At 56.4% G+C, this 24,221-nt stretch carries 24 protein-coding genes and 1 pseudogene; 9 read left to right on the top strand and 16 right to left on the bottom strand.

The annotated features are described in order from the left end of the window. Window positions 1-29: 29 nt before the first annotated feature. From AC2FIM_RS01415 to AC2FIM_RS01405, 3 genes are all read right to left on the bottom strand, one after another. A complete protein-coding gene (locus tag AC2FIM_RS01415) occupies window positions 30-1,118 on the bottom strand; it encodes an extracellular solute-binding protein (RefSeq protein WP_142634172.1) in 1,089 nt (362 codons plus the stop codon). 101 nt (window positions 1,119-1,219) lie between these two features. Next, window positions 1,220-2,311: an ABC transporter ATP-binding protein gene (locus AC2FIM_RS01410; protein ID WP_142634174.1), complete on the bottom strand. Its 1,092-nt coding sequence runs from the start codon at window positions 2,309-2,311 to the stop codon at window positions 1,220-1,222. A 576-nt stretch (window positions 2,312-2,887) separates the two neighbouring features. Further along, complete coding sequence (locus AC2FIM_RS01405; protein ID WP_142634176.1) at window positions 2,888-3,931, bottom strand: pyridoxal-phosphate dependent enzyme; 1,044 nt, start codon at window positions 3,929-3,931, stop codon at window positions 2,888-2,890. A gap of 86 nt (window positions 3,932-4,017) precedes the next feature. Here AC2FIM_RS01405 and AC2FIM_RS01400 point away from each other — a divergent pair, with 86 nt between their 5' ends. From AC2FIM_RS01400 to argE, 3 genes and pseudogenes are all read left to right on the top strand, one after another. Beyond that, window positions 4,018-4,293, top strand: coding sequence for an aminopeptidase P family N-terminal domain-containing protein (locus AC2FIM_RS01400; RefSeq protein WP_496710026.1), 276 nt, complete (start codon window positions 4,018-4,020; stop codon window positions 4,291-4,293). Then, a pseudogene (locus AC2FIM_RS01395) lies at window positions 4,289-4,534 on the top strand (M24 family metallopeptidase); the annotation flags it as partial. The gene AC2FIM_RS01400 and the pseudogene AC2FIM_RS01395, both read left to right, overlap by 5 nt. Continuing rightward, window positions 4,531-5,688: an acetylornithine deacetylase gene (argE, locus tag AC2FIM_RS01390; RefSeq protein ID WP_496677759.1), complete on the top strand. Its 1,158-nt coding sequence runs from the start codon at window positions 4,531-4,533 to the stop codon at window positions 5,686-5,688. The pseudogene AC2FIM_RS01395 and the gene argE, both read left to right, overlap by 4 nt. Here argE and AC2FIM_RS01385 read toward each other — a convergent pair. From AC2FIM_RS01385 to AC2FIM_RS01360, 6 genes are read right to left on the bottom strand one after another with little or no spacing between them, the layout of a single operon-like run. Continuing rightward, a complete protein-coding gene (locus AC2FIM_RS01385) occupies window positions 5,685-6,551 on the bottom strand; it encodes an urea carboxylase-associated family protein (protein ID WP_496677760.1) in 867 nt (288 codons plus the stop codon). The genes argE and AC2FIM_RS01385 overlap by 4 nt on opposite strands. Before the next feature lie 32 nt (window positions 6,552-6,583). Continuing rightward, window positions 6,584-8,062 (bottom strand): aldehyde dehydrogenase, encoded by a 1,479-nt coding sequence (locus tag AC2FIM_RS01380; RefSeq protein ID WP_282021310.1) that lies wholly within the window; start codon window positions 8,060-8,062, stop codon window positions 6,584-6,586. Between the two features lie 8 nt (window positions 8,063-8,070). Then, window positions 8,071-9,105 carry an LLM class flavin-dependent oxidoreductase gene (locus AC2FIM_RS01375; protein WP_496677761.1) on the bottom strand — a complete coding sequence of 345 codons (1,035 nt, stop codon included), beginning with the start codon at window positions 9,103-9,105 and terminating at the stop codon, window positions 8,071-8,073. Window positions 9,106-9,117: 12 nt separating this feature from the next. Further along, window positions 9,118-10,026: a flavin reductase family protein gene (locus tag AC2FIM_RS01370; RefSeq protein WP_496707836.1), complete on the bottom strand. Its 909-nt coding sequence runs from the start codon at window positions 10,024-10,026 to the stop codon at window positions 9,118-9,120. Then, window positions 10,023-10,802, bottom strand: a complete 780-nt coding sequence (locus AC2FIM_RS01365; protein ID WP_496677763.1) for an alpha/beta fold hydrolase — start codon at window positions 10,800-10,802, stop codon at window positions 10,023-10,025. Before AC2FIM_RS01365 ends, AC2FIM_RS01370 begins: the two co-directional genes overlap by 4 nt. After that, window positions 10,774-11,373 carry an amino acid synthesis family protein gene (locus AC2FIM_RS01360; protein ID WP_271946760.1) on the bottom strand — a complete coding sequence of 200 codons (600 nt, stop codon included), beginning with the start codon at window positions 11,371-11,373 and terminating at the stop codon, window positions 10,774-10,776. Before AC2FIM_RS01360 ends, AC2FIM_RS01365 begins: the two co-directional genes overlap by 29 nt. Window positions 11,374-11,481: 108 nt before the next feature. Between AC2FIM_RS01360 and AC2FIM_RS01355 the strand changes: the two genes are divergently transcribed. From AC2FIM_RS01355 to AC2FIM_RS01335, 5 genes are all read left to right on the top strand, one after another. Then, complete coding sequence (locus tag AC2FIM_RS01355; RefSeq protein WP_271946758.1) at window positions 11,482-12,330, top strand: LysR family transcriptional regulator; 849 nt, start codon at window positions 11,482-11,484, stop codon at window positions 12,328-12,330. 85 nt (window positions 12,331-12,415) lie between these two features. After that, window positions 12,416-13,666: a sarcosine oxidase subunit beta family protein gene (locus AC2FIM_RS01350; protein WP_271946755.1), complete on the top strand. Its 1,251-nt coding sequence runs from the start codon at window positions 12,416-12,418 to the stop codon at window positions 13,664-13,666. A 14-nt stretch (window positions 13,667-13,680) separates the two neighbouring features. After that, window positions 13,681-13,968 (top strand): sarcosine oxidase subunit delta, encoded by a 288-nt coding sequence (locus AC2FIM_RS01345; protein WP_271946753.1) that lies wholly within the window; start codon window positions 13,681-13,683, stop codon window positions 13,966-13,968. After that, entirely contained in the window at window positions 13,965-16,910 is a 2,946-nt protein-coding gene (locus AC2FIM_RS01340) for a sarcosine oxidase subunit alpha family protein (RefSeq protein ID WP_496677764.1), read from the top strand. The genes AC2FIM_RS01345 and AC2FIM_RS01340 overlap by 4 nt, the downstream gene beginning before the upstream one ends. Further along, window positions 16,903-17,463 (top strand): sarcosine oxidase subunit gamma, encoded by a 561-nt coding sequence (locus AC2FIM_RS01335; protein ID WP_271946747.1) that lies wholly within the window; start codon window positions 16,903-16,905, stop codon window positions 17,461-17,463. The genes AC2FIM_RS01340 and AC2FIM_RS01335 overlap by 8 nt, the downstream gene beginning before the upstream one ends. Window positions 17,464-17,470: 7 nt before the next feature. Here AC2FIM_RS01335 and AC2FIM_RS01330 read toward each other — a convergent pair whose 3' ends face one another. Beyond that, window positions 17,471-18,475, bottom strand: coding sequence for a GlxA family transcriptional regulator (locus tag AC2FIM_RS01330; protein ID WP_271946744.1), 1,005 nt, complete (start codon window positions 18,473-18,475; stop codon window positions 17,471-17,473). A gap of 43 nt (window positions 18,476-18,518) precedes the next feature. After that, a complete protein-coding gene (locus AC2FIM_RS01325; RefSeq protein WP_142634203.1) occupies window positions 18,519-18,767 on the bottom strand; it encodes a hypothetical protein in 249 nt (82 codons plus the stop codon). A gap of 211 nt (window positions 18,768-18,978) precedes the next feature. Between AC2FIM_RS01325 and AC2FIM_RS01320 the strand changes: the two genes are divergently transcribed. After that, window positions 18,979-19,857: a LysR family transcriptional regulator gene (locus tag AC2FIM_RS01320; RefSeq protein WP_271946738.1), complete on the top strand. Its 879-nt coding sequence runs from the start codon at window positions 18,979-18,981 to the stop codon at window positions 19,855-19,857. A gap of 3 nt (window positions 19,858-19,860) precedes the next feature. On the opposite strand, the gene AC2FIM_RS01315 is transcribed toward AC2FIM_RS01320, so the two are convergent. Genes AC2FIM_RS01315 through AC2FIM_RS01295 form a run of 5 tightly spaced genes read right to left on the bottom strand, consistent with a single transcriptional unit; the run spans window position 19,861 to window position 24,086 of the window. Then, window positions 19,861-20,538, bottom strand: a complete 678-nt coding sequence (locus AC2FIM_RS01315; RefSeq protein ID WP_271946735.1) for a YrbL family protein — start codon at window positions 20,536-20,538, stop codon at window positions 19,861-19,863. Window positions 20,539-20,578: 40 nt separating this feature from the next. Then, a complete protein-coding gene (locus AC2FIM_RS01310; RefSeq protein WP_496677767.1) occupies window positions 20,579-21,988 on the bottom strand; it encodes a hypothetical protein in 1,410 nt (469 codons plus the stop codon). Further along, window positions 21,985-22,734: a methyltransferase domain-containing protein gene (locus AC2FIM_RS01305; RefSeq protein ID WP_142634211.1), complete on the bottom strand. Its 750-nt coding sequence runs from the start codon at window positions 22,732-22,734 to the stop codon at window positions 21,985-21,987. The genes AC2FIM_RS01310 and AC2FIM_RS01305 overlap by 4 nt, the downstream gene beginning before the upstream one ends. A gap of 9 nt (window positions 22,735-22,743) precedes the next feature. Continuing rightward, the gene (locus AC2FIM_RS01300) at window positions 22,744-23,130 is read right to left on the bottom strand and encodes a GtrA family protein (protein WP_271946729.1); all 387 of its coding nucleotides are present in this window, start codon (window positions 23,128-23,130) and stop codon (window positions 22,744-22,746) included. After that, a complete protein-coding gene (locus AC2FIM_RS01295; protein WP_271946727.1) occupies window positions 23,127-24,086 on the bottom strand; it encodes a glycosyltransferase family 2 protein in 960 nt (319 codons plus the stop codon). The genes AC2FIM_RS01300 and AC2FIM_RS01295 overlap by 4 nt, the downstream gene beginning before the upstream one ends. Window positions 24,087-24,221: the final 135 nt, after the last annotated feature.

Raw genomic sequence — 24,221 nt, 5'->3', positions numbered from 1 at the left:
GCCCCCGACTGTTTCATGAAATCAAACGATTATTTCGCAAGCCAAGCCTGGAATTTCGCTTCGATGTCATCGCGGTAATCCGCCCAGAACTCGTAGTTATACAGGAACGTGTTCTTGGCGTTTTCCGGATCGGTCGGCATGTGCGGCGCCATGTCGATGCCAAGCTCGGCATGCTGACCAACCAGCGGAGCCGAAGAGGCACGGGCCGGACCGTACGAGATGTACTTAGCCTGATCCGCCAGACGCTGCGTGTCCGTTGCGAACATGATGTAGTCCAGCGCACGCTGCTGACGCTCTTCGCTCAGACCGGCGGGGATGATCCAGCCGTCCAGGTCAAAGATCTGCGCGTCCCACAGCATGGCAACGGGCTGCTTCTGCTCTTCGATCACGCTGAACAGACGGCCGTTATAGGTCGAGCCCATGATGATCTCGCCATCGGCCAGAAGCTGCGGCGTGTCGGCACCCGCGGACCACCAGACGACGTTGTCCTTGATGGTTCCCAGTTTCGCCAATGCCTGATCCTGACCTTCAGGGGTCGCCAGAACGTCATAAACGTCATCTTTGGCGACGCCGTCACAGATCAGCGCCCATTCCATGTTGTTGATGGCGCGCTTTTCCAGTGAACGTTTGCCCGGATAGGCCTCCAGATCAAATACGGCGCAGACATCGGTCGGAGGTGTGTCACCTACCAGGTCTGTACGATAGCCGAATGTAGTCGAATACACGATCTGCGGGATAAAGCACTCGCTGACCAGCAGGTCACCGAAATCATCGGCAGCCGAAGTGCCGTCGGGCGCCGGGGCCAGCATGGTGTCGGGGTCGATCTCCATCGCCAGACCTTCGTCACACAGACGAATTGCGTCCGCAGCAACAACATCCACTACGTCCCAGGTGATGTTGCCCGCTTCGTTCATCGCGCGCAGCTTGGCAACCGCTTCGGCCGAGCTGTCATCGTTAAGGATAGTGATGCCGCTCTTTTCAGAATAGGGCTCGTGATACGCCTTCAGCTGTGACTTGGAATAGGCGCCGCCCCACGAGACAATCGTCATCTCCTCGGCCATGGCGCCTCCGGCCACGGCAACAATGGCGCTTGCCATCAAAGTGGTCTTAACTTTCATTGTTAACTCCCTGTTATACCCGTAAATTTCTGAACAGACCGGATCACGGGGCAACCCGGCCGCCATTTACCCCCCAGCGATCCACCAGGGGACGTTCTTCATCAGGCGTCAAGTGCCCGGCAATCATGGGCCAACCAACCGATTTCAACTTCCTGGCCGGGCGACAACCGAACCGCATCGGGAGCGTTTCGGGTCTTGATGATAAAGTCTTCATTGCCCGCCACAGATAGGCGGAACCGGAAGACATCACCCATATAGATGAATTCTTTGACAGTCGCCTTTAGCGTATGCGCATCGGCATGCAGGCGATCTTTGTTGAACTCCACCCGTTCGGGGCGGATTGAAACTTTGGTCCGTTCACCAGCAGCGCTGACATTGACCGGTTTAGCGTCAATTTCTGATCCATCATCCAGTGCAACCACGCACGAGTCGCCGTCGATTGACTTAACAGCGCCTTCCAAGGTGTTGTTTTCACCAATGAACTGGGCAACAAAGCTATTTTCGGGCTCTTCATAGAGCAGATCCGGCGGCGCAAGCTGCTGGATGCGTCCGTCGTCGAACACGGCCACGCGATCCGACATCGTCAGCGCCTCTGTCTGGTCGTGGGTCACGTAAACTGTCGTAATCCCCAGCTCATGCGCCAGACGGGTAATCTCGAACTGCATATGTTCGCGCAATTGCTTGTCCAGCGCGCCCAGCGGTTCGTCCATCAAAACTAGCTCAGGCTCGAACACCAAAGCACGGGCCAAGGCGATCCGCTGCTGCTGACCGCCGGACAGTTGCGCCGGACGACGGCTGCCAAAGGCGCCCATCTGGACCATATCCAGCGCACGCTTCACTTTTTCTTCCCGATCGCTTTTGCCGATGTTGCGCACTTCAAGCGGGAACGAAAGGTTTTCAGCCACAGTCATATGCGGGAACAATGCATAGTTTTGGAACACCATGCCAATCCCGCGCTTATGTGGTGGAATGTTGTTGATCGGGCGTCCGTCCAACATGATTTCGCCATGAGTAGCGGTTTCAAATCCGGCCAACATCATTAGGCAAGTTGTCTTGCCTGACCCCGAGGGGCCGAGCATAGTTAGAAACTCACCCTTTGGCATCGAGAGATTAAGGTCTTTTACGACGAGTATCTCGCCGTCATAAGATTTTTGAACACGCTGAAATTCGACGAACGCTGCGTCATTTGACATTACCAACTTGGCTCCCCTGTGCGGTCTTTGCTTGCCCGGTTCATCCGGATCTCAAAGACCAGTCCACCCTATTTAAGGACATGGGGGACCAACCACGCAACCATAAATGTGACAGCTAGGCGACAAAGAATCCTGTAATTCACTTCAGCTCAACTGATATTTCGATATCTCGTACGCAACGCAAGGCCTTGAATGGCGTAATTAACTTGCTTCATTCGCCTCTATTTAACTTCCCAATCAACAACATAAATCTAATTATTTAAATGAGTTATAATTGCTATTTAAACCGCCGCATCTCCCAGCCCAGACCTCGACATCGATACTGAGTTGCTGAGAGATTCGCATGTCGAAATTCCTTGACCGATTGGAAAACGCCAAAATTATCTGGTGCAATCCAATCTAGAAACCGCGCTTTGGGGGGCTATTAATCTCATTTTGATAGGGCAGAGGTACGGATTTGCGAACCCCGCGTTTTCAGGCGCAATCGGATTCTGCCTTTGGGGGCAGTTGCATCCTCTTAACTTGCCGCTTCCTGCGCTTATTCCAGGGCAGGATTCAGATGCTTCTTGGCCTTCTTCAATCCGGTACTTCGGATAAAATGCACAGAACTTGGGCATCGCTTCCAATGTTCAGGGCCTCACAGACATCTGCATTCATCGCTGCTGCGACGCCCGCCCCGCCCGAAGCAGTTGTCGCCAACCCAGCCTCTGCCATGGCCGGTAAATACCGCACCACGTCGTCATCCGAGAGCGTCAGAAAACAGTCTGCATCCCGCGCCAGACCATTCAGCGCGATCAGCGATGGTTCTTTACAGTCCAGCCGCCCCATGATGCTGTCAGGCCCATCCGCAAAGACGCAGGTACCTGCTTCGATACTGGCTTGCAACGCAGGGGCCGCTTCGGGTTCCACGACAATGATTTTGGGTCCATCACCCCAGGCATGGCGCGCATAAGCTGCAACCGACCCTGCCAGCCCACCTACCCCGGCCTGCAAAATGATATGCGTGGGCGCATTTGGGCATTGGCGCACCGCTTCTGCAGCCATCTGCAGATATCCCTCCATCAGGGTGTGCGGCAGCTCGTAATACCCGTCCCACGAACTGTCAGATAGCAATGTCCAACCGTTATCCTGCGCCGCTTTGCCAGCAGCCTCCATACTGGCGGCATAATCCGTACCTTGACGAACGACCCTGGCTTTTTGCGCACGAAGGCGTTCCGCGAAACTTTCAGGCACGGTTTCGGCGATATAGACCACTGCATCAGCCCCAAATATCCGTGCACCTGCTGCTACACTCATCCCGTGGTTACCCGCGCTAGCGGTGACATAGGTTTTCCCGCGTAAAGTAGACTTATCCGGTGTCTGCGCCAGATCAGCAGCGTGGCGGGCGATGACATAGGCAGCCCCCAAAGCCTTGAATGACCCGAGGTTCATGCGCCCACGCTCATCTTTGACCCATAGATCGGCGACATTGGCCAAATCCTTGGCTTCAACCAGATTGGTTTCCGCTGCTGCAGGGCATACTGTTAACAAATCAGCTACGCGAGCCGCGTTTATCGAAGGAAATGGAGCATCAGGAATCAATTTTTCCTTGCCGCGGTGTGGGTTTGAACTGAGTTTCAACAGTATTTCCTTCCTGAGTTGTCCGTTGACGTGATCGGATTCGTAAAGTTCTGTCAACACGTCTCTAATCACGACACGAGGACCCGATGAGCCAAGTGAATCCGGTATTCACACGGGGGGAATTTAACCGCCAGCTGTCCAAAACACGAAAAGCCATGGCCAAGGCCGGGCTGGACGCGCTGTTCTTCGAAGCCCCTTCGAACATGACGTGGCTAACCGGATACGAGGGTTGGTCGTTCTACGTCCATCAGGGCATTTTGGTCTTTCATGACGCAGACCCGATCCGGTGGGAACGCAATCAGGATACGAATGGGGAACGACGTACAGTGTGGATGCCAGATTGTCAGATACGTCCACATTGAATGCCGCGCGTGCTGCGGCTATCCAGTAGGTCTGAGCTATCTTCCGGACTGGGGTGAGCGCACGATATCTCTGCGTCCCGAGGATGAGACAATCCTGGAACCTGGCAAGACGTTTCACTTTATGCCTGGCCTCTGGTTGAATGACTGGGGGTTAGAGATCACCGAGTCGATCCTGATAACCGATACCGGTCCTGCCGAATGTTACTGTAACCGCCCAAGAAAGCTGTTTGTAAAGCCATGACCCTGCAAAGAACCCAAGATATCCTCGCCGATCTGATCGCGTTTGAAACGGTATCTGCAGACAGCAATCTTCAGATCATCAGCTATCTAAGGGACAGGTTGCAGGCCTTGGGTGCACGCTGCATCGAAACCCAGGATGATACTGGCACCAAGGCCAATGTATTTGCTTCCATAGGCCCAGACATTCCCGGCGGCATCCTGTTATCCGGCCACACGGACGTGGTTCCCGTCGCGGATCAGAACTGGACATCAGACCCGTTTTTGATGACCGAGAAAGATGGCAGACTTTACGGACGTGGCACCTGTGACATGAAGGGCTTCATCGCCGCCGCACTTGCACTTGCCGAAACGCTGGATGCCAGAAAACTGACCCAACCGCTGCACTTTGCCTTCACCTATGATGAAGAAACCGGATGTTTGGGCGCGCAGAACATGGTGAACGATCTTTCCGAACGAGGAATTGTGCCAGATATCGCAATAATCGGAGAGCCCACCGAAATGTGCCTGATCGAAGGGCATAAGGGGTGCTATGAATACACGACACGATTTGTCGGGCTCGAAGGACACAGCTCGGCCCCTGATGATGGGGTTAATGCGGCGGAATACGCGGCACGCTATGTAGGAAAACTTCTGGAACTGCGCCAGATATTGAAATCCCGCGCGCCAACAAACAGCCCCTTCGAGCCACCCTGGACCACTATAAACGTGGGGTTCTTCAATAGCGGCGTCGCCCATAACGTCATTGCCAGCAAAGCCGATGTCGGCTGGGAAATGCGCCCGGTTCAGGCCAGCGATGCGGATTTCGTCAAGCAAACCCTGTCTGACTATGTGACCCACAGCCTGCTACCCGAAATGCAGGCCGTCCATAATGAAGCCAACATCACGCAGGATATCACGGCCGAGGTTGCAGGCCTTGAGCCAATGGAAGAAAACGCCGCCCGCAAACTGGTTGCCGAGCTGACCGGGGCGAACGGAACAGGTGTTGTGTCATTCGCCACTGAAGCTGGCCTGTTTCAGCAGCTTGGCACCCATGCGATTGTCTGCGGTCCCGGCTCGATCACACAGGCCCATAAAGCAGATGAGTACGTCGAGATCGAACAGCTCGACCTATGCTGTCGGATGCTGGACCGGCTTGGGCAACGCCTGACCTCTTAACCTGCCCCATGGGTGCGATCATAAGCAGATCGCTTGGGCTGAATATGCGCGTTTCGGATGTCTTCACCGGGGTCATAGACTTCCATAACCAATGGATAACAGGCGGCTGCGTCCGAGGAATGCTCGGACGAGCAATCGCCCCCGGGACAAGCTGAAAGGCCGACGATCAGGTCAATCTCGGCGTAGAATTCCAGATAATCACCCGGACGCACCGGGCTTGCCTTCATGAAGTATTGGCCTGTGTCCTGCTTAAATCCGGTGCACATGAAGACGTTCAACACGTCGTGGACGTGCATTTCGGCCTCATGCAGCGGCAGGCCACAATGGCTGGCCAATGCCCGTGTCAGGTTGGAATGGCAGCAATAATGGTAGTCATCGCCAGACAGCAATCGCCCGGTATAGGGGTCACAGCGGGTCCCGATCACGTCATGCACCGATCCGCCGAATGCATCGAACCCATACCAATCCAGAGTATCCGTAACGATGGTCGCCATGGGCCGCATATTCGGAAAACTTGACCACATCCGATCCCCGGTCGACAGATGCGTGCCATGCAGCGCGCGGGTTTTGCCGGAATAGAACCGTTCGGTCAGGTCGTGCTTGTACCACATGTTCAGATCACCGACCTGCGCGCCATCGACCGACACCACCCGAATAAAGGCCCCCGCGGGCACTTCAATACAGGCCGCATCACGCGGGGCTGCTATGACTTCGGCGGTTTTCACCGCGCGCTGCCTCAGGTCGGTCAACGCAGCCAGATCAGGTTGCGGTATCGTTTCGGGCGGATAGCAAATGACCGGAGGGATCGCCCTCCGGTCATTTGCGTCTGCCGGAGGTTCAAAATTCGGATGTTTCAACTTCATGACCGCGCTCCGATATCTGTCTGACAACAGACCTAGCGCATCACAAACGGGTTCGCCATCGGCTCTTGCGAGGTGCTGATCCAGGTGGTCTTGGTCCGGGTGTAATCCAGGATCGCCTCAACCCCGGCTTCACGGCCATACCCTGATTGATTGAATCCGCCAAACGGCGCGATAGGAGAGATCGCGCGATAGGTATTAACCCAACAAATCCCGGACTTGATCCGCTTGGACACCCGATGCGCCCGCGCCAGGTTCTGCGTAAACACACCTGAACCCAGCCCAAAGACTGTGCTGTTGGCTAACGCGATGGCCTCTTCTTCGGTATCGAATGGCAGCAGAGACATGACCGGGCCAAACATCTCAACTTTCAACGTCTCGGTCTCGGGCGATATGCACTCGACCAGTGTTGGGTTCATGTAATTGCCGGGCCGATCCGCAGGTTGCCCGCCGAAATGGACCACGGCCCCCTGCTCCGCTGACTTGGCCAGGGTCTCTTCGATCTTGTTCACTTGCGCCATGGTACATAGCGGTCCGACATGGGTACCGGCCTCCAGCGGGTCACCCAGAACGATTGCACCCGCCTTTTCTTTGATGCGGCCGATCAGATCTTGCAGAACGGATCGCTGCACAAGCCCGCGCGTGCCCGCAACGCAACTTTGCCCCGACGCGCCAAAGTTTCCGGCGATCAGGCCATTTGCGGCCCCATCCAGATCCGCGTCTTCAAAAACAAGTATCGGCGATTTGCCACCAAGCTCCAGCGAGGTGACGGCGAAGTTTTCGGCGGAATTCCTGACCACATGGCGCGCTGTCTCGGGGCCACCGGTAAAGGCGATGCGATCCAGATCGGGATGGCGGGTTAGTGGAATTGCACAGTTTTCCGCATCCCCGGTGATGACCGAGACAACGCCCGCGGGGAATCCGGCCTGTTCAATCAAACGCGCGAACTCCAGCATCGGGGCGGGTGCGATTTCGGACGCCTTCAGCACGACGGTACACCCAGCCGCAAGCGCTGGGCCCAACTTGGTCGCTGTCAGGAACATTTGTGCATTCCAGGGCACAATAGCCGCGACAACACCAATGGGTTCGCGCGTGGTAAACACATGCATATCCGGCTTGTCGATGGGCAGAACCGTCCCTTCAACCTTATCCGCAAGCCCTGCGAAATAGCGGTAATAATCCGCGACATACCCAGTTTGCGCCGAGGTTTCTGCCAGCAGTTTGCCGCTGTCTGTTGTCTCAAATTCTCCAAGCCGTGCAGCGTTTTCGGCAACCAGGTCGGCCAGGCGATAAAGAAGCTTGCCGCGCGCTGTGGCCGTCATGTCGCGCCATTGCGGATCATCAAGCGCACGTTTGGCGGCGGCGACTGCCCTGTCGACATCCTCAGGTGCCGCACAGGAAAACGTAGCCCACCCCTGCCCAGTTGCGGGATTTGCAGATGTCATGACCTGAGACGTCGCCCCCTCAGACCAGGCGCCATCAATGAAAAGCTGAAAATGCGGTAGATTTCCCATAGTGTTCCTCACTGAAAGGCTGGCATGACATCGTCGATGAACCGCGCCAGAGAGGCACGTTTTCGCTCGTTCGTCATCCCGCTGTCGACCCAGAACGAAAACTCATCATAGCCCAAATCTTCATAACGTTTGATCCGGTCGATAACCTGCTGCGCTGTACCAACCGTCAGGTCGCGCGCCAGCTTATCACTTGTGTACATCTGGTTGGCATCCATCTCGTCCGGGGTGATCCGTTGGATCAACCCTTGCTCGACCGGGCGTTTGTTCATGAACCAGGCACCGAAATAGTTGTAATACCGGCGCAATTCCTGAACGCCTTGCGCAACATCGTCTGTGTCCTTGCCAACATATGTATGATGCAACAGCATGATTTTGGGGCGCGGTCCGGTATGGCTGTCGCAGGCTGCATTGAAGCGGTCCATCAGCGTTTCAATCTCTTCCATGCCCTGCCACAGGGGGGTGACCTGGATGTTAAACCCGTTGTGGACACCGAATTCATGACTATTGGGGTCCCGCGCCGCGATCCAGATCGGCGGACCGTTTTTCTGAAACGGTTTCGGCGCAGATGTGGTCGCCGGAAAGGAATAAAACTCACCCTCATGCGCACAATCGCCCTGCCAGATCTGCGGAAGCAAAGGGGTTGTTTCCCGCATCCGTTGGCCCGCTTCCCAGGCATCCATCCCCGGCATCAGGCGCTCATACTCATAAGAATATGCGCCGCGTGCGATCCCCAGTTCGATCCGGCCTTTGGTAATCTGATCTGCCGCGGCGGCCTCTCCGGCCAATTTGATCGGATGCCAGAACGGGGCGACTACCGTACCCGTCCCCAGCCGTACATTCCGGGTGTGATGGGCCAGATCGACTAGCGAGATAAAGGGGTTAGGCGCGATGGTGAACTCCATCCCGTGATGCTCGCCAGTCCAGACGGCCCGCATCCCGCCCTCGTCCGCCATTTTCACAAGGCTGACGAATTCGTCATACAGAACGTCATGCGGCTGATCTGGCGACAAACGTTCCATATGGGCAAACAGGGAAAATTCCATTGACCTGCTCCTTTATCGTAAGCTGTGAATGTCGCCCTGCGAGGCGTCACCAAGGTAGAGAGAGAAATCCCCCTCTTTGGCTTCCATCGCATAGCGGGTCATCATGTGGCGGACACCGCCGGACACGTATTTCAGGTTCGGAAGGTCATACGTTCTGATCCATTCGGCGCCCTCAAGCGGCGTTGGTCGGGAACAGCTGGCCAGAAAATAGGTGTAATGCTGCTTTGTTTCCGCATCGTCGAATGAGGAATAGACCTGTTCGACCTGTACCTTCAGCCCACGTTCGGACAGGCCCTGGGTCAACCGGTTTCTCTGCCCACCCCGCTCGACCCCGGCGATTTGAATGGGACAATAGGCACCGTTGCTCGGCTCCAGCAAGACGCTGTCGCCATTGCGAATGATCGCGCCGCAGATCGTCGGTACCATGGCGTCCACTTCCCGCTCGAGCCCCAGGCTGAAATACGACCCTCCGACATATCCAAGACCCTGCCCGACCGAGTGCGAGAACTCTGCCACTTCACCGATCAATAAGGTATGATCACCGGCGGGAAGGACCTGATGGGTCTCGCAGCAAAACTGCGCCAGCGCACCGTCGATTAGGGGTAGATCAAAAAGACCATTGCTGTGCGCGACCTTTGCAAACCGGTCCCCTTTATACCCAGCGAAAGTGTTCGATATCTCTTGCTGTCCATCTGCGAGCACATTCACCGCAAACCGGGTGCAGTTGGCGAAAATATCGTGGCTGGACAGAAACTTCCCCGGACACACCAGCAGCAATGGCGGGTCAAGTGACACAGACGAAAACGAGTTTGCGGTGAACCCGACCGGCGCGCCCTGCGGATCCCGTGCCGTCACAACTGTCACCCCGGTCATAAAGCTGCCAAAGGCGTCACGCAAAGCTCGGGGGTCCATACTTGTCATGGCTGGCACCCCCCCACAAATTCCAACAGCTGTGCGTTTACTTCGGCGGAATGAGTCATCGGCAACATATGTGCGGCACCTGCGATGATTGAAGCTTGTCCCGAGGGAACCAAACGCGCCATGTCCCGAGACATTTCAGGCGTCGAATTCGGCTCATCCGCGCCGGTCATGAACAAGGCGGGACAAGCGATACGGGCCAGTTCATCATCGGAAGGACCGTCCGTTTCGGCAAAAGCGGTATACGCGGATTTGTAGGCCGCCGGATCAACCTCAGTTAGCCAGCGCCTGCAGGCCTGTCGCTCGGCGGACGAGGCTTCGCCAAACCAACGTTGCAACGTGACCGTGGGATCATTTGGCCCCGATACCTCCAAGGCCGAGGCACGTGCGACGACAGCCTTGTGCGCGGCAACCGGACGCCGATGGATCGCATTCAATGCCGCAACGCCAAGAACGCTATCTGGCACATCCGCCGCCAGTCGGAGCGCTATCAGGGCGCCCATTGAATGGCCGATCAAGACAGCGGGCTCTGTCAGCACGGACGCCGTGCGGTGCACGTAGGCCTCCAAGCCAGTCGGATGATCAAAGCTCGACTGACCATGTCCTGGCATATCCGGGCACAAGACACGATACCCCGCCGCGACCAGGGCGTCGATCTGCGCGCCCCACGCCTCGGCCCGCAGGCCAACCCCGTGCAGCAGAATAACCAGCGGCCCTTGGCCCTGATCAATCACAGCCAGGGTGCTGAGTTCAGACCGAGGCCGGGTTGTCCACGTCATGGCCCAAATCCTTGAGGTCCTGATAACGGTCGCCGATCCGATGATGGGGACGGCCTGAGGTTGCGCCACCCAGCACGACCACAATTTCATCCGCACGCGGTGCATCGGGGATTGCAAACTGCAGCGTCAGATAATGCGATCTACGCCCGGCATCATTCTTGTCCATCATGGGCACCATGATCGGAGTGTTCGCCGGACCGCGGGTATTGGTGAAGGACAGATAGGACTTGGCCCCAACCGCTTGACGATAGTAATTCCCGAAATGCAGCGTGTGGATCAGGCCCGAGGCATGTTCGACCTCGCCATCCAGCCCAACGACCGCCGCTTTGCCATAGGCTTCGATCATCTCGCCGCCACCTGCAAGCGTGACCATCCGGTCAGTCAACATTTGCCCCAGCACAGGCCCATAGGCCAGAATTTCCGGTCTCAGATCCTCGACATACCGGCCAGCCCAGGGGTTCGACACAACCACCGCAACGGCAAACATGCGCCACGGGCGTTCCGCTGCCCGAAACCCTTCAGCCAGAACCTCTTCGTCGAAAGTCACTATTTTTCTGATATTTGGCTGCACTGCCGTCTCCCCAAATCTGCTTGAGGAAATATCACCGTTAGAAACATCTTTTGACAAACGAAAGAACTTGAGCCTTAGGTGTTAACAATACTAATAGGTCAGTTACCGATGGCAAAAACACTCCCTCCTCTAACGTGGTTTCGGTCGTTCGAAGCGGCCGCGCGGCGGCTCAGTTCGACCGCGGCGGCAGATGAGATCGGGTTGACGCAATCTGCAGTCAGCCAACAAATCAAAGCCTTGGAAACCCGGCTGGGCGTTGTCCTGTTCCACCGCCATGCGCGCGGCCTGTCTTTGACCGATGAAGGGCGGAAGCTGCTGCCACAGGTCGAGGCAGCCTTGGACATGCTGCAATCCGCCGCCTCGCCCTATTTGGCCGAGGAAAAGGCACGCCATATCACGGTGGCAGCCTCTATCAGCATCATCGAATGGGTCATCTCTCCGGCTTTGCCGGAATTTCAGGCCCAGCACCCCGAAACCTCACTCCGATTTGTCAGCACGATCTGGCCTGACGAATACGCAGCATCGCGCGCCGATATTGAGGTACGCTTTGGTTCAGAAAAACAAGTCGGGAAAAATGCGAAACCGTTAAATCCCAATCGCCTTGTCCCGGTGGTGTCGCCGAATCTAAGCGGCAATTGGCTTGAACTGCCCCTGATCGAATCCGTTGGCACATCGGACAGTTGGGCGTCATGGGGTGAAATCACCGGCCAGAAACTGCGCAAGCCATCATATTTTGTGGATTCCTATGGCCTCGCCCTGCAACTTGCCGTTTCAGGCAGCGGTGTTGCGCTGGTGAATTCTATCATCGCAGAGCAAGCCCTGAAATCGGGCAAAGTCCGCCTTGCCAGCAAAGATTCCGCACCCGCCTGTGAGGGCTATTTTTTATCCGTCCTTCGCAACTCAGCCGAGGTATCGGATTTCACCGATTGGTTTTCCGGCCTTATTTCTTGTGCCTAAGGGTCTGATTCAGACACACCCATGTCGCATATGGGGATATCGCTGCGCCCGAAAATAATGAAGTTTGGAAGAAAAGGTCCGATTCATGAGATATTCCGGCTTTCGAGTTATCAAAGAGGCGCTAACCGGCCACAAAGGGTGGAAACCGGTCTGGCGTGAACCTGAACCTAAGGCCCATTACGACATCATCGTAATCGGCGGCGGCGGGCATGGTCTGGCAACCGCGCATTACCTTTCCAAAATCTACGGCCAACGAAATGTTGCCGTAATCGAGAAAGGCTGGATCGGTGGCGGAAATGTGGGCCGAAACACCACGATCATTCGCTCGAACTACCTGCTGGATGGGAATGAGCCGTTCTATGAGTTCTCGCTGAAGCTGTGGGAAGCGCTCGAGCAGGACCTGAACTATAACGCAATGGTCAGTCAGCGCGGTATCGTCAATCTGTTCCATACAGACGGTCAGCGTGACGCCTATACGCGACGTGGGAATGCGATGATCCTGAACGGGGCCGATGCCGAATTGCTGGACGCAGATCAGGTGCGGCGCGAACACCCTTATCTGAATTTCGACGACGCTCGCTTTCCGATCAAGGGCGGCCTTGTTCAACGGCGCGGCGGTACCGTGCGCCATGATGCAGTGGCCTGGGGCTATGCCCGGTCAGCCGACCTTCATGGCGTCGATATTATTCAGAACTGTGAAGTTACCGGGCTGCGGATAGAAGACGGTAAATGTCTTGGGGTCGAAACGACTAAGGGCTTTATCGGCGCCTCCAAAGTCGGATGCGCAGTTGCGGGCAGTTCAGGGCGCGTTATGGGGATGGCCGGACTGCGCCTGCCTATCGAAAGCCACGTTCTGCAAGCCTTTGTATCTGAAGGGTTAAAACCCGTCCTACCCAGTGTCATCACCTATGGCGCGGGGCATTTTTATGTCAGTCAGTCCGACAAGGGCGGGCTGGTGTTCGGTGGCGATCTTGACGGCTATAACACCTATGCCCAACGCGGCAACTTGCCCGTGGTCGAGGATGTTTGCGAAGGTGGCATGGCATTGATGCCGATGATCGGACGCGCCCGGTTGCTGCGGATGTGGGGCGGCGTGATGGATATGTCGATGGATGGCTCACCGATCATTGACCAAACGCCGGTCGAGGGCCTCTATTTCAACGGGGGCTGGTGCTATGGCGGGTTCAAGGCCACTCCGGCTTCGGGCTATTGCTTTGCGCATCTGCTTGCGAAGGACGAACCGCACCCTGTCGCAACAGCCTATCGGTTGGACCGGTTCCGCACCGGCCGGATGATCGACGAAAAAGGCGCGGGCAATCAGCCCAACCTGCATTAAAGGGGACACCAGACATGATAATCAACCACCCCCTTCTTGGGCCTCGCGATGCATCAGAATTCACCTATCTGGGCGACGCCGCGCTGATTGATCGCCCCGATTGGCAGGCGGAAAATGCCGTCGAGGCCTTTCACGACTATGCCTATCTGCGCGACAACCCGGCAGGCGAACACCGTGAACTTTGGTACCACGAAACAGGTGACCGATCCTGGCTGGTAGTCACGCGCAACACGCTGACCCACGAGATTTCAAAGGTGGAACTGGCCCGCGATGTGGCCCGCGAACGGGGGCGCTCCAAATGACGCAGGTGAACCGGCTGAACGGCGGACAGATCGACCGCAATACAACGCTGAACTTCCGCTTTGACGGGCGCAGCTATACCGCCCATCCCGGCGACACTTTGGCATCTGCCCTGCTGGCCAATGATGTGCGTCTGATCGGGCGGTCTTTCAAATACCACCGTCCGCGCGGATTGCTGACCGCAGGATCCGAAGAGCCGAACGGCCTGGTCGAACTGCGCTCGGGCGCCCGCAAAGAGCCCAATACCCGCGCAACAACCATCGAGATGTTCGAGGGGCTTGAGGCGCGATCACAGAACCGCTGGCCCAGCCTGAAATTCGACGCGCTGGCCGTGAATGACATGTTTTCCAACTTCCTGTCTGCGGGTTTCTACTACAAGACGTTCATGTGGCCTGCAGCCTTCTGGGAAAAGCTGTACGAGCCTACAATCCGTCGCGCAGCCGGGCTTGGATCGCTTTCGATGCAAGAGGACCCGGACGAATACGACAAGGGCTTTCGCCATTGCGATCTGCTGATCATTGGTGCCGGACCAGCCGGTCTTATGGCGGCTTTGACCGCGGGTCGTGCGGGCTCGGATGTCATTCTGGCGGATGAGGATTTCGCCCTGGGCGGTCGCCTGAACAGCGAAACACTCACCATAGACGATGCTGCGGCGTCTGACTGGGCGGCGCAGGCTGTGGCCGAGCTGTCCGCGCTTCCCAATGTGCGCCTGATGCCGCGCACCACGGTGATCGGCGCGTTTGACCACGGAATTTATGGCGCGGTCGAGCGTACGGGCGATCATCTGCCCAGCCTGCCCGCAGGCAAACCCCGGCAAATCCTCTGGCGTATCTATACCCAAAAGGCGCTGCTGTGCGCAGGCGCGACCGAGCGGCCAATCGCATTCGAGAACAATGATCGCCCCGGCATCATGACAGCCAGCGCCCTGCGGACCTATGCCAACCGGTTTGGAGCAGCGGCATCGCAGCGCGTCGCCGTCTTTACCAACAATGATGACGGTCACCGCACCGCAGCTGATCTGCACGCCAAAGGTGTTAAAATCACCGCAGTGATCGATGTACGCAAGGACGCACCTATCAGCCACGATTACGAAGTTCTGCAAGGCGCGCAGGTCACAAATACCAAAGGCCGCCTGGGGCTGAGCTTTGTCGAAGTCGCCCTGCCCGATGGCTCAACCAGGACATTGGAATGCGGTGCCTTGGGCGTCTCGGGCGGTTGGAACCCCAACGTCCACATGACCTGCCACCAGCGCGGCCGCCCCGCATGGGATGAGACGCTGGCCGCCTTTGTTCCCGGCGCGGACCTGCCGGTAGGCATGTCCGTTGCCGGCGCGGCAAACGGCGATATGTCTACCCACGGTGCGTTGCGCTCTGGCGCCGAGGCCGCAATCGCCGCTTTGGACCTGACCAACGCCAAACCCGATCTGCCCGAGGCCGAGGACGCACCCATCGCGCAGACCCCATTCTGGTACGTTCAGGGCTGCAAACGCGCATGGCTGGACCAGCAGAACGATGTGACGGTCAAGGATGTCCGTCTCAGCTATCAGGAGGGCTTCCGTTCGGTCGAGCATCTGAAACGCTATACCACGCTGGGCATGGCCACGGACCAAGGCAAGACCTCGAATATCGGCGGGCTGGCGATCATGGCCGAGCTGGCCGGTAAGTCGATCCCCGAGACCGGTACCACCATCTTCCGCCCGCCCTATACCCCCGTCCCGATTGCTACTTTCGCAGGCCGGATGAAGGGCAAAGAGTTCCACCCTACCCGCCTGACGCCCTCACATCACTGGGCCGAAGAACGCGGCGCGGTGTTTGTCGAGGTTGGCAACTGGCTGCGTGCGCAGTGGTTCCCCCTGCCCGGCGAGACCCATTGGCGCGACAGCGTGGACCGTGAAGTGCGCCAGACCCGCGCCTCGGTCGGGGTGTGCGATTGTACGACTTTGGGCAAAATCGACGTCCAGGGCACCGATGCGGCAGCGTTCCTGAACCGCGTCTATGCCAATGCTTTCGCCAAGCTGGCAGTCGGCAAAACCCGCTATGGCCTGATGCTGCGCGAAGATGGCATAGCCATGGATGATGGCACAGCGGCAAGGCTGGCCGAGGATCATTTCGTCGTCACTACCACGACCGCAAATGCCGTAGTCGTCTATCGCCACATGGAATTCGTGCGCCAGTGCCTATGCCCGGACATGGATGTGCAGCTGATTTCCACCACTGAAGGATGGGCGCAATATGCCGTTGCCGGGCCCAATTCCCGTAAGCTGCTGCGAAAAATCATCGACCCGGAATTCGACATCTCGAATGAGGCCTTTCCCTTTATGGCCTGTGGAACCATCACCGTGTGCGGCGGCCTTCGGGCGCGGCTGTTCCGGATTTCCTTTTCAGGCGAGCTGGCATTCGAAATCGCGGTTCCCTCTCGCTATGGCGACGCATTGATGCGCAGGCTGATGGCCGAGGGCGAAGAGTTCGACGTTGTCCCATATGGCACCGAAGCACTGGGCGTCATGCGGGTCGAAAAAGGCCATGCTGCAGGCAGCGAGTTGAACGGCACCACAACCGCCCTGAACCTGGGAATGGGCCGCATGGTGTCCAAAAAGAAGGACAGCATCGGATCAACCCTGTCGGAACGCGAGGCACTGAACCAACCGGATGCACTGATGCTGGTGGGGATCAAACCGTTGGAGCCTGAAAACAAGGTAACCGCCGGTGGCCACCTGATGAAGAACGATGGCCCGGTCGATGCGGCCCATGATCAGGGCTATGTCACCTCAGCCGTCTACTCGCCCATTCTGAACAGTAGCATCGGGCTGGGACTGTTGAAAAACGGCGGCGACAGGCTGGGCGAAAAAATGCGCCTTGTCTCTCCGCTGACGGACCTGACGGTCGAGGTGGAAATTGTCTCGGCCCATTTCGTTGACCCGGAAGGAGAACGTCTGCGTGGATAATCTGGTTGCGATAACCGCCCTCGGCGCGGCTGACCCTCGGGTAGACACGGTTGGGCCTGTCACCTGTTCCGAGATACCGGGCGTGGCGTTGGCATCAGTCGCGGCGCGGCTCGGTCAGGAAACAGCGGCCAAAGCCGCATTGAAGAAACTAATTGGCGCTGAGGCACCAAAGGTCCAGAGGTTTGAAGGAACCGCAATCACCGCCTTTTGGGCGGGGCCAGAGCAATGGATGGTTGAAGCACCGCATGACACGCACGAGGACCTTGCCGCGCAGGTGAAATCTGCGGTTGGGTCTGCGGCCTCAGTCACTGAACAGACCGATGCCTGGGTGCGTTTCGACTTGGCTGGTGCGAACATTCAAGCAGTGCTGGAGCTTTTGTGCCAGTTGGATCTGCGCATATTGACTAAGGGAACGGCGGCGCGCAGCTCGATCCACCATATTGGCTGTTTCGTGCTGTGTCGTAGTTCGGATCACTACAGCCTGTACGGTCCGCGCTCGTCCGCCAAATCTCTGCACCATGCGATCCTGACGGCGATGCGATCGGCGCTTTAGTCAGCGCCTAGACCGAGGGCAAAGGGGCGTTATCCTCAACCCGGAAACGGTTGATGCGGCGCCTGTCCTCGCTGGGGCTCAGGCCAAAAGCCGACCGGTAATGCGTCACCAAGGGCGCGACAGATCCATAGCCGACAGCGGCCGCGATCTGGGAAATGGGGTCTTTGGTATAAACCACCATCTGCCGCGCCGCCTTCATCCGCATGGCACGGTAGTAATGGCTGGGGCTGTGTCCGGTTGCCTGTTTGAATGCCCGTTCGATCTGACGAGGTGTGACGCCCATTTGTTTCGCAACTTCGGCAATCGAGATCGCTTGACCAATATTGGCGGCAAACATTTCAACGCTGCGTGAAACAAGCGGTGGAAGGCGGTCTCCCGTTTTCGGCGCTGTCGCATTGGGCACCTGCTGACGCACTGCCGCACCGCGCATCATCGGATGTTGAAACCAGCACGCAACCTCATGCGCAATGTCACCGCCCAAGCGATCGTGAACCAAATGCAGTGCCAGGTCGAACCCTGCCGCTGCACCGGCGGCGGTATAGCGCGTCACGGTGCGCACGATCACTTCGCTCCGGGCGTCCATATCGGGAAACTCGGCCTCAAAAGCCGCCTCATAGCACCAGTGGACCGAGACCGGCTGACCTGCCATTGCACCGGATCGCACAAGAGGGAATACGCCACCGCTGATCCCACCCAGAACTGTTCCGTGCCTCCCGAGACCACGCAGCAAGGCATTGCCGCTAACAGCGTTGTCAAAGACCGAAGACGGGCTGCTGAGCAGGAATAAAATGTCGATATTCCTGCAGTCCGCCAACGCGCGATCTGCTTCGAACCCAACCCCTGCGCTTGACTGAACCTTTTGGCCACGTTCAGAAACCAGCGACCATCTAAACGCTTGATGACCTGCGATTTCATTGGCCGCCCGCAGGGGTTCAATCACCGATGTCAAACAAGCCATCGGAAATCCATCAAACAGCAGAAAGCCGATATCGATTCTGTCCTGATCCGTCATAGATCCGTCCTAACAAGTTCCTGGCGGCAACCCTACACCAAGTTTATGCCCAACGGATCAGTCCAATAATGGCAGAGGTCGCATAGAACGCCTGCAACAGCAAAAACGTCCAGCGCCGATCAATCAATGCCCATGCGGCAAACAGCGCCGAGGACACCAACAGTAGGGAGAATCCAAGAATCTCAGCGCCAATATTCGAAGCAATCAGCAAGGCATAAGCCATAGCCAGAACCGATCCGGTGATCTCAAACAGTGTTGTCAGGCGGCGGTTAGCTGTTCTGTCTTCCGTCATCAGTTACACTTTCCTTTGCCGAAAGAAGAAGACAGCGTCAGCGGACCAGATTTGCATGCCGACTGATGTTCGAAGTCTGTGATATCCTCCGGGTACAGATTGTTCATTTCGAAGCTCCGCGAACATTGTGTTCGCGATACCTAATCTGACATTTGCCTTTGCCGCAAATGAATGATTATCATTCAATGATCAAAATCTGTCATGGGTATTCATGAACGAACGTTTGGAAATAGACGCTTTGCGCGCGCTGCTCGCAATCGCGACCTATGGTGGTGTGACCAGTGCGGCCCGACACCTTGCGCTTTCGCAATCGGCAGTCAGCCATAAGATCGGCCGTTTAGAGCGCGCACTGAATTGCAAACTGCTGACTCGCCGCAAAGGTGCCCCCCTGTTCACCGAAGACGGGCTGCGTCTTTGTGAATACGCCCGTCGAATTACCACTCTGCATGACGAAGCGGTGGCCTCACTTGGTAACAGGCCGCTCACCGGCCACTTGCGGCTTGGCATGACCGAGGATGCGACAACCAGCGGGATCGCCCAAATTCTTGGACGTTTCACGCGGCTGTACCCCGATGTTCGCGTACGAACCCGCACTGGTCAAAGCCTGAATGTTCAGGATTGGTTGAAGGCTGGTGAATTAGACTTGGCGGTGATTCAGATATTTCGCAACGACGTGCAGCCCGAAGATCTGATCCTGTTTCAGGATTCCCTTCATTGGGTCAAATCACCCGACTATCGTCTGAATCTGTCAGAACCGGTTCCGTTTCTGTCCTTTGACACACAGTGTTTCTACCGAAGATGGGGAATGGAAGACAGTCAGCAGCAGGACCACCGTTTTGACAATATCCTGGAATGTCCAAGTGCAGCAGGAATCCAGTCGGCTGTTCGATCTGGGCTGGGCATAGCGCTATTGAACGGGATGCACATTACACCAGACATGGAAGTCATCAACGATGTCTTTCCAAACCCTCCAGAGCTTGCCTATGTCGCACGGGTTCAGATGAACAACCGCAACGCCGTGACAAAAGCCCTGATTGCGGAGATAGCAAAAGAAGTCGAACGCGCCTTTCCCCTGCGCGTAGCAGTTTAGTGGTCAGGTCTTCATTAAACCAAAGCCACTCGACATCCTCTGTCGCCGGCGGTCGATTGACTTGCGAAACGCTGTTTCGCTGACCAGTGACAGCGGAAAAAGAACCCTCTCGCCAACGCCGTCAATCACGGTCAGCTTGCCGCCTCTTTCCTGCGCACGAACGATGTTTTCGAACCCCATGTCACCCACAATGATCCGGCCGCTTTCGAGATCGTCAAACAGTTCCATCAATTCAGCATGAAGACGTTCACGTCCGGCGTGATCCTTGGCCAACGCGACGCGTTCCGAATGCAGGGTTGGCGCAAGATCTCCGTCCGGGCCGGTCAGTTTTTCCACCACTATCGCCGGGCCCGCTGATGTTGGCGCATATCCCATGAATTGCGCCAACCTTTCGATCTCAGGGCATCCACGGTTGAGCGCCGCCAGATATTCGTTTGCTTCGCGGTTCCATTGGCGCAGATTGCCATAGCGCCATTCGGCATAACGCGGCAGAAAATGGCTACGCACAGGTTCGTCCACCCGCACTTTCAGCAGCGCCCCTTCGACCTCGGGGTGCTGATAAATCAGGTAGTTGCGACTTTTTCGCAGGGGTTTGTGGTCGCTCAGGTCAATCATGTCCGGGTGTTCCAACAGGGGTTGGGGTCTGTGTCCTTGAATGCCGGACAGCCCAAGTGGGCGCATTCATAGAATTTTCTCAAACCTGTTACAACTCACCTTTTGATCAGGGCCCCAGATTGGGACGCGGCAAAAGGATAAAGGCCTGGTCACCAGTTGATGCGACAACAGGCGTCGAGACCCAGTCGCCTGGATCGAACGGAGGTGTAATCCCATCGCATCTATCGGGCTGCTTCCAGCACATGATGATCTCGGCCCCGGTCAGATAGTTTAACCGCAACCGCAGCCCCCGTTCGAATTGAACTCTGGCGTCTGCCGCGCCATTCACGCCAAGAAAATGCCCATAGATATATACGGTTTCGACCTGTTCAGGCAGGCTTTGCGCCAATGCGCTCGTTGCTTTTTGCCAAGGCGGGATGAACATAAACGATGTTTTGCCAATGAGCATCAAATTGATCATCAACACGCACATCAACAAGATACGCGAAACACTTAACCATCTTTTTGAAGACTGCAGAAACTGAACCCCACACGTGGTGAGCACGACTCCAAACAAGATCCAAAGCCAGTTCAATGCCCGAATAGGGACCTGCACCCCCGACATAATCGCCTTGAGGATAAGCGGTGCCAGACCAGCAAGTGCAGCCATCAGGATCGCGACGGCAAACATCCGTCTTCGGGTAAACAGGAACCCCCAGGCACCTGCAAATAGGGCCAAGAGCATCAAGCCATAACCGATTGTCCCTCCGCCCATTGTATAGATGATGGATCGGAGGAATACTTTGACCTTGGTAAGGTTCAGCAGCAGGTCATCGACCGAATTTACTTCGTTGGGCCCACGCCATTCAGCAACCGGAATACCAAATATCCCATGATAAAAGTAGTTCAGGGTGTAAACACTCAGCAACGCCAGAACCAGGCTGACAAAGAAAATGATCAGCGTAACAGCGACGCTGGTATAGGTTTTTGGCGCCTTGTTTGACAGCAGGATCAGTGTCAGTAACAGGAACGGATAGGTCGTGTAGGCCATGAAGGATAAGGGCACTGCCACAACCAAAAGGGCCAGCGACACACGATGCGGCAGAAACAGAACTGCCAGGCTGTACAAGGTGATAACCCAGATCCCCGGCAGCAACGTGTTGAACCAGTATGAAATCAGGAATGCTGGAACCGAAAACGCAATGAATAGCGCAAGATAACCTTTGTACCAGATCGGGTCCGAACGCTCCATGATCGCGACTGCCGCCGCAGCCGAGAACAAGCCCCAGGCTATGTTATAGAGATACATGCTTATCTGTGAGGGCCATAGAAATGGCCGGAACTGCCACCAGTAGTTCAACCAACGACCTTCATCCAAGGCCTTGTGGTAGGCAATCTCGGTCCAGCCCAGCAGCGCCGGGAAATCATCATGACGTACGAAAGGGTCGAAAAGCTGTGGCCAATTGATCAAGAACAACGCAGCGATGCAAAGCAGGGACAGAAAAAAAAACTCCTGCCGAGATGTTTTTTCCGTCATGATTTGTCGCCATATGACCTTGCAATAACAGAGGCCCGGACCTGCGCGATAGCGGTGACAGCCGACCGGGGCAAGGCACGCACAACCAGCTTGCGTAGGGTCCAGCCTAAACTGCCGACCTCTTTCAACGCGCCGGGCGCGACTTTGGTATCCAGCACGTCCTGAGACAGCCGGACTGCCCCTGATTGGTTCGCATAGAGGACAGAATTATACCGATACCAGGGTTCGATCGATTGATCCCCGAACATCTCAGGCCGCAAACAATCATAGGCCGTGTATCCCCGTTCAGCGAACAAACCCTGCCAAAAGGACAGGCGCTGTTCATTTATATGAAACTCGCCGCCCTGCCCCGGAACGGCGGCTGAGAACAGGACCAGATCGCTATGTGTGGTCAGGCTCTGAACCAGGCTGGCCGACGCGTCATGCGGCAAGTGTTCACCGACCTCAAGCGACTGAGCCAAATCAAACTGGCGTCCAAGCTCGACCGGTTTGGACAGATCTGCACCGATAAACGCCTCAGCCGGTATCGCAAGCTTGTCACGATCCACATAGTCGCCATCGACACCGGCAATATCCTTGCAACCCGCGGCCTGCCACTCCGACAGCCACACACCCCGCCCGCAGCCAAAGTCCACGACACTGTCCGCAGAGATTTTTCCTAGAAGGCAAGCAATTAGCCTGTTTGCGGACCGCCTGGCGCCCTGGTCAATATAGTCAAAGAACTCGTTTGAATAGATATGCGACATTGCCAATCTCTAGGTTGAATTCTGCGGTTTATAGACCCATAGCCGTAGGAACGCGAAGTTGATCACAGGCAGAACAACTACAACGACAGCGGCCGAGGCAGCTTCGCTCAGGCCAAAACGAGGACCGGCCAGTCCGGTAATCGCAGCTGAAACCAGCAGCCCAATCCCGACCATGCAAAGAAACCGCCCAAACTGTGCAGGAACCACCAGCGCCTGCCCGAAGGTCCAGACTGTTTGCCCAATATATTGGATCAGGATTGCGGACCCAAAAGCCAATGCATTGGCGATCCAAGGCGAATGAAACACGCGCAACAGGCCCAGATAGGCCAGCATGTAGTAACCAGCCACGCCTAAGCCCACGATGGCAAACCGGATTATGCGGCGCCGTTCGCTCATTTCTGCGCGGTCTTCTCTTCTACTATGGTGTCCGAAATCTCTGAGGTCTCTTGATCTACAAAATAGAGTGGTCGGTTTTTGGCCTCGATATACAGACGTCCGAGATATTCCCCCATGATTCCAAGTGTCAACAGCTGGATACCCGAGAAGAAACTGATCACCAGAACCGTCGACGCCCAACCCGCAACCGCGTTGTAAAGGATCAAGGACCAAAAGACGTAGACCGCCATCAGCGCAGCGATAATCAGTGTCAGAAAGGCCATTCGTGTGGCTATCTGCAGCGGTTTGATCGAAAAACTCGCCAGTGCATCAAGCGCAAAGCGGATCATCTTGGACATCGGGTATTTGGTCTCGCCCGCGATCCGTGGGTCGCGGATGTATTCGATCCCGATTTGACGGAAACCAACCCAAGCGAACATGCCCCGAACGAACCGCGCGCGTTCCGGCATACTCAGAACCGCATCCAGCGCCCGACGGCTAACAAGCCGGAAATCGCCCGTGTCATTTGGAATGGGTACGTCCGAAAGCCGGTTCAATATGCGGTAGAAACCATGAGCTGTTACTTTCTTAATCCAACTTTCGCCTTTTCGCTCACTCCGACGCCCATAAACCACATCATAACCCTGATCCATCATCGCCATCATGTCCGACAAAAGCTCCGGCGGGTCTTGCAGATCGGCATCCAACATGAATATCCGCTGCCCTTGGGCTGCATTCAGCCCCGCTGTCAGAGCGATCTGGTGACCGCGGTTACCCGATAGCTTCAAACCGCGAATACGCGGATGAAACTCGCTTTGGGCACAGATTGCGCGCCATGTTTCGTCATTAGACCCATCATCCACCAGAATAATCTCGGATTCGGCGTTCCACTGTTCAGTCGCAGCGATCAGGCGCTCCACCAGTAAGGGGATCGACTCCTCTTCGTTCATGCATGGAATGACGACAGACAGTAACATCTAACCTCCGGGCGCGATTTTACGGCGCACCTATCGCAAAACGGACCAGCCAAGGAATAACGTTCACTTGGCGTTATAGATGTATTGATATCTCAACAGACGCATCAGCGAACAAGCCGAGCGCCGAGTTTTCAC

The organism is Ruegeria sp. CDSC052 (assembly GCF_059610685.1).
Note: the sequence above shows the minus strand (reverse complement) of the source record. Positions and strands in the feature narration are given on the sequence as shown.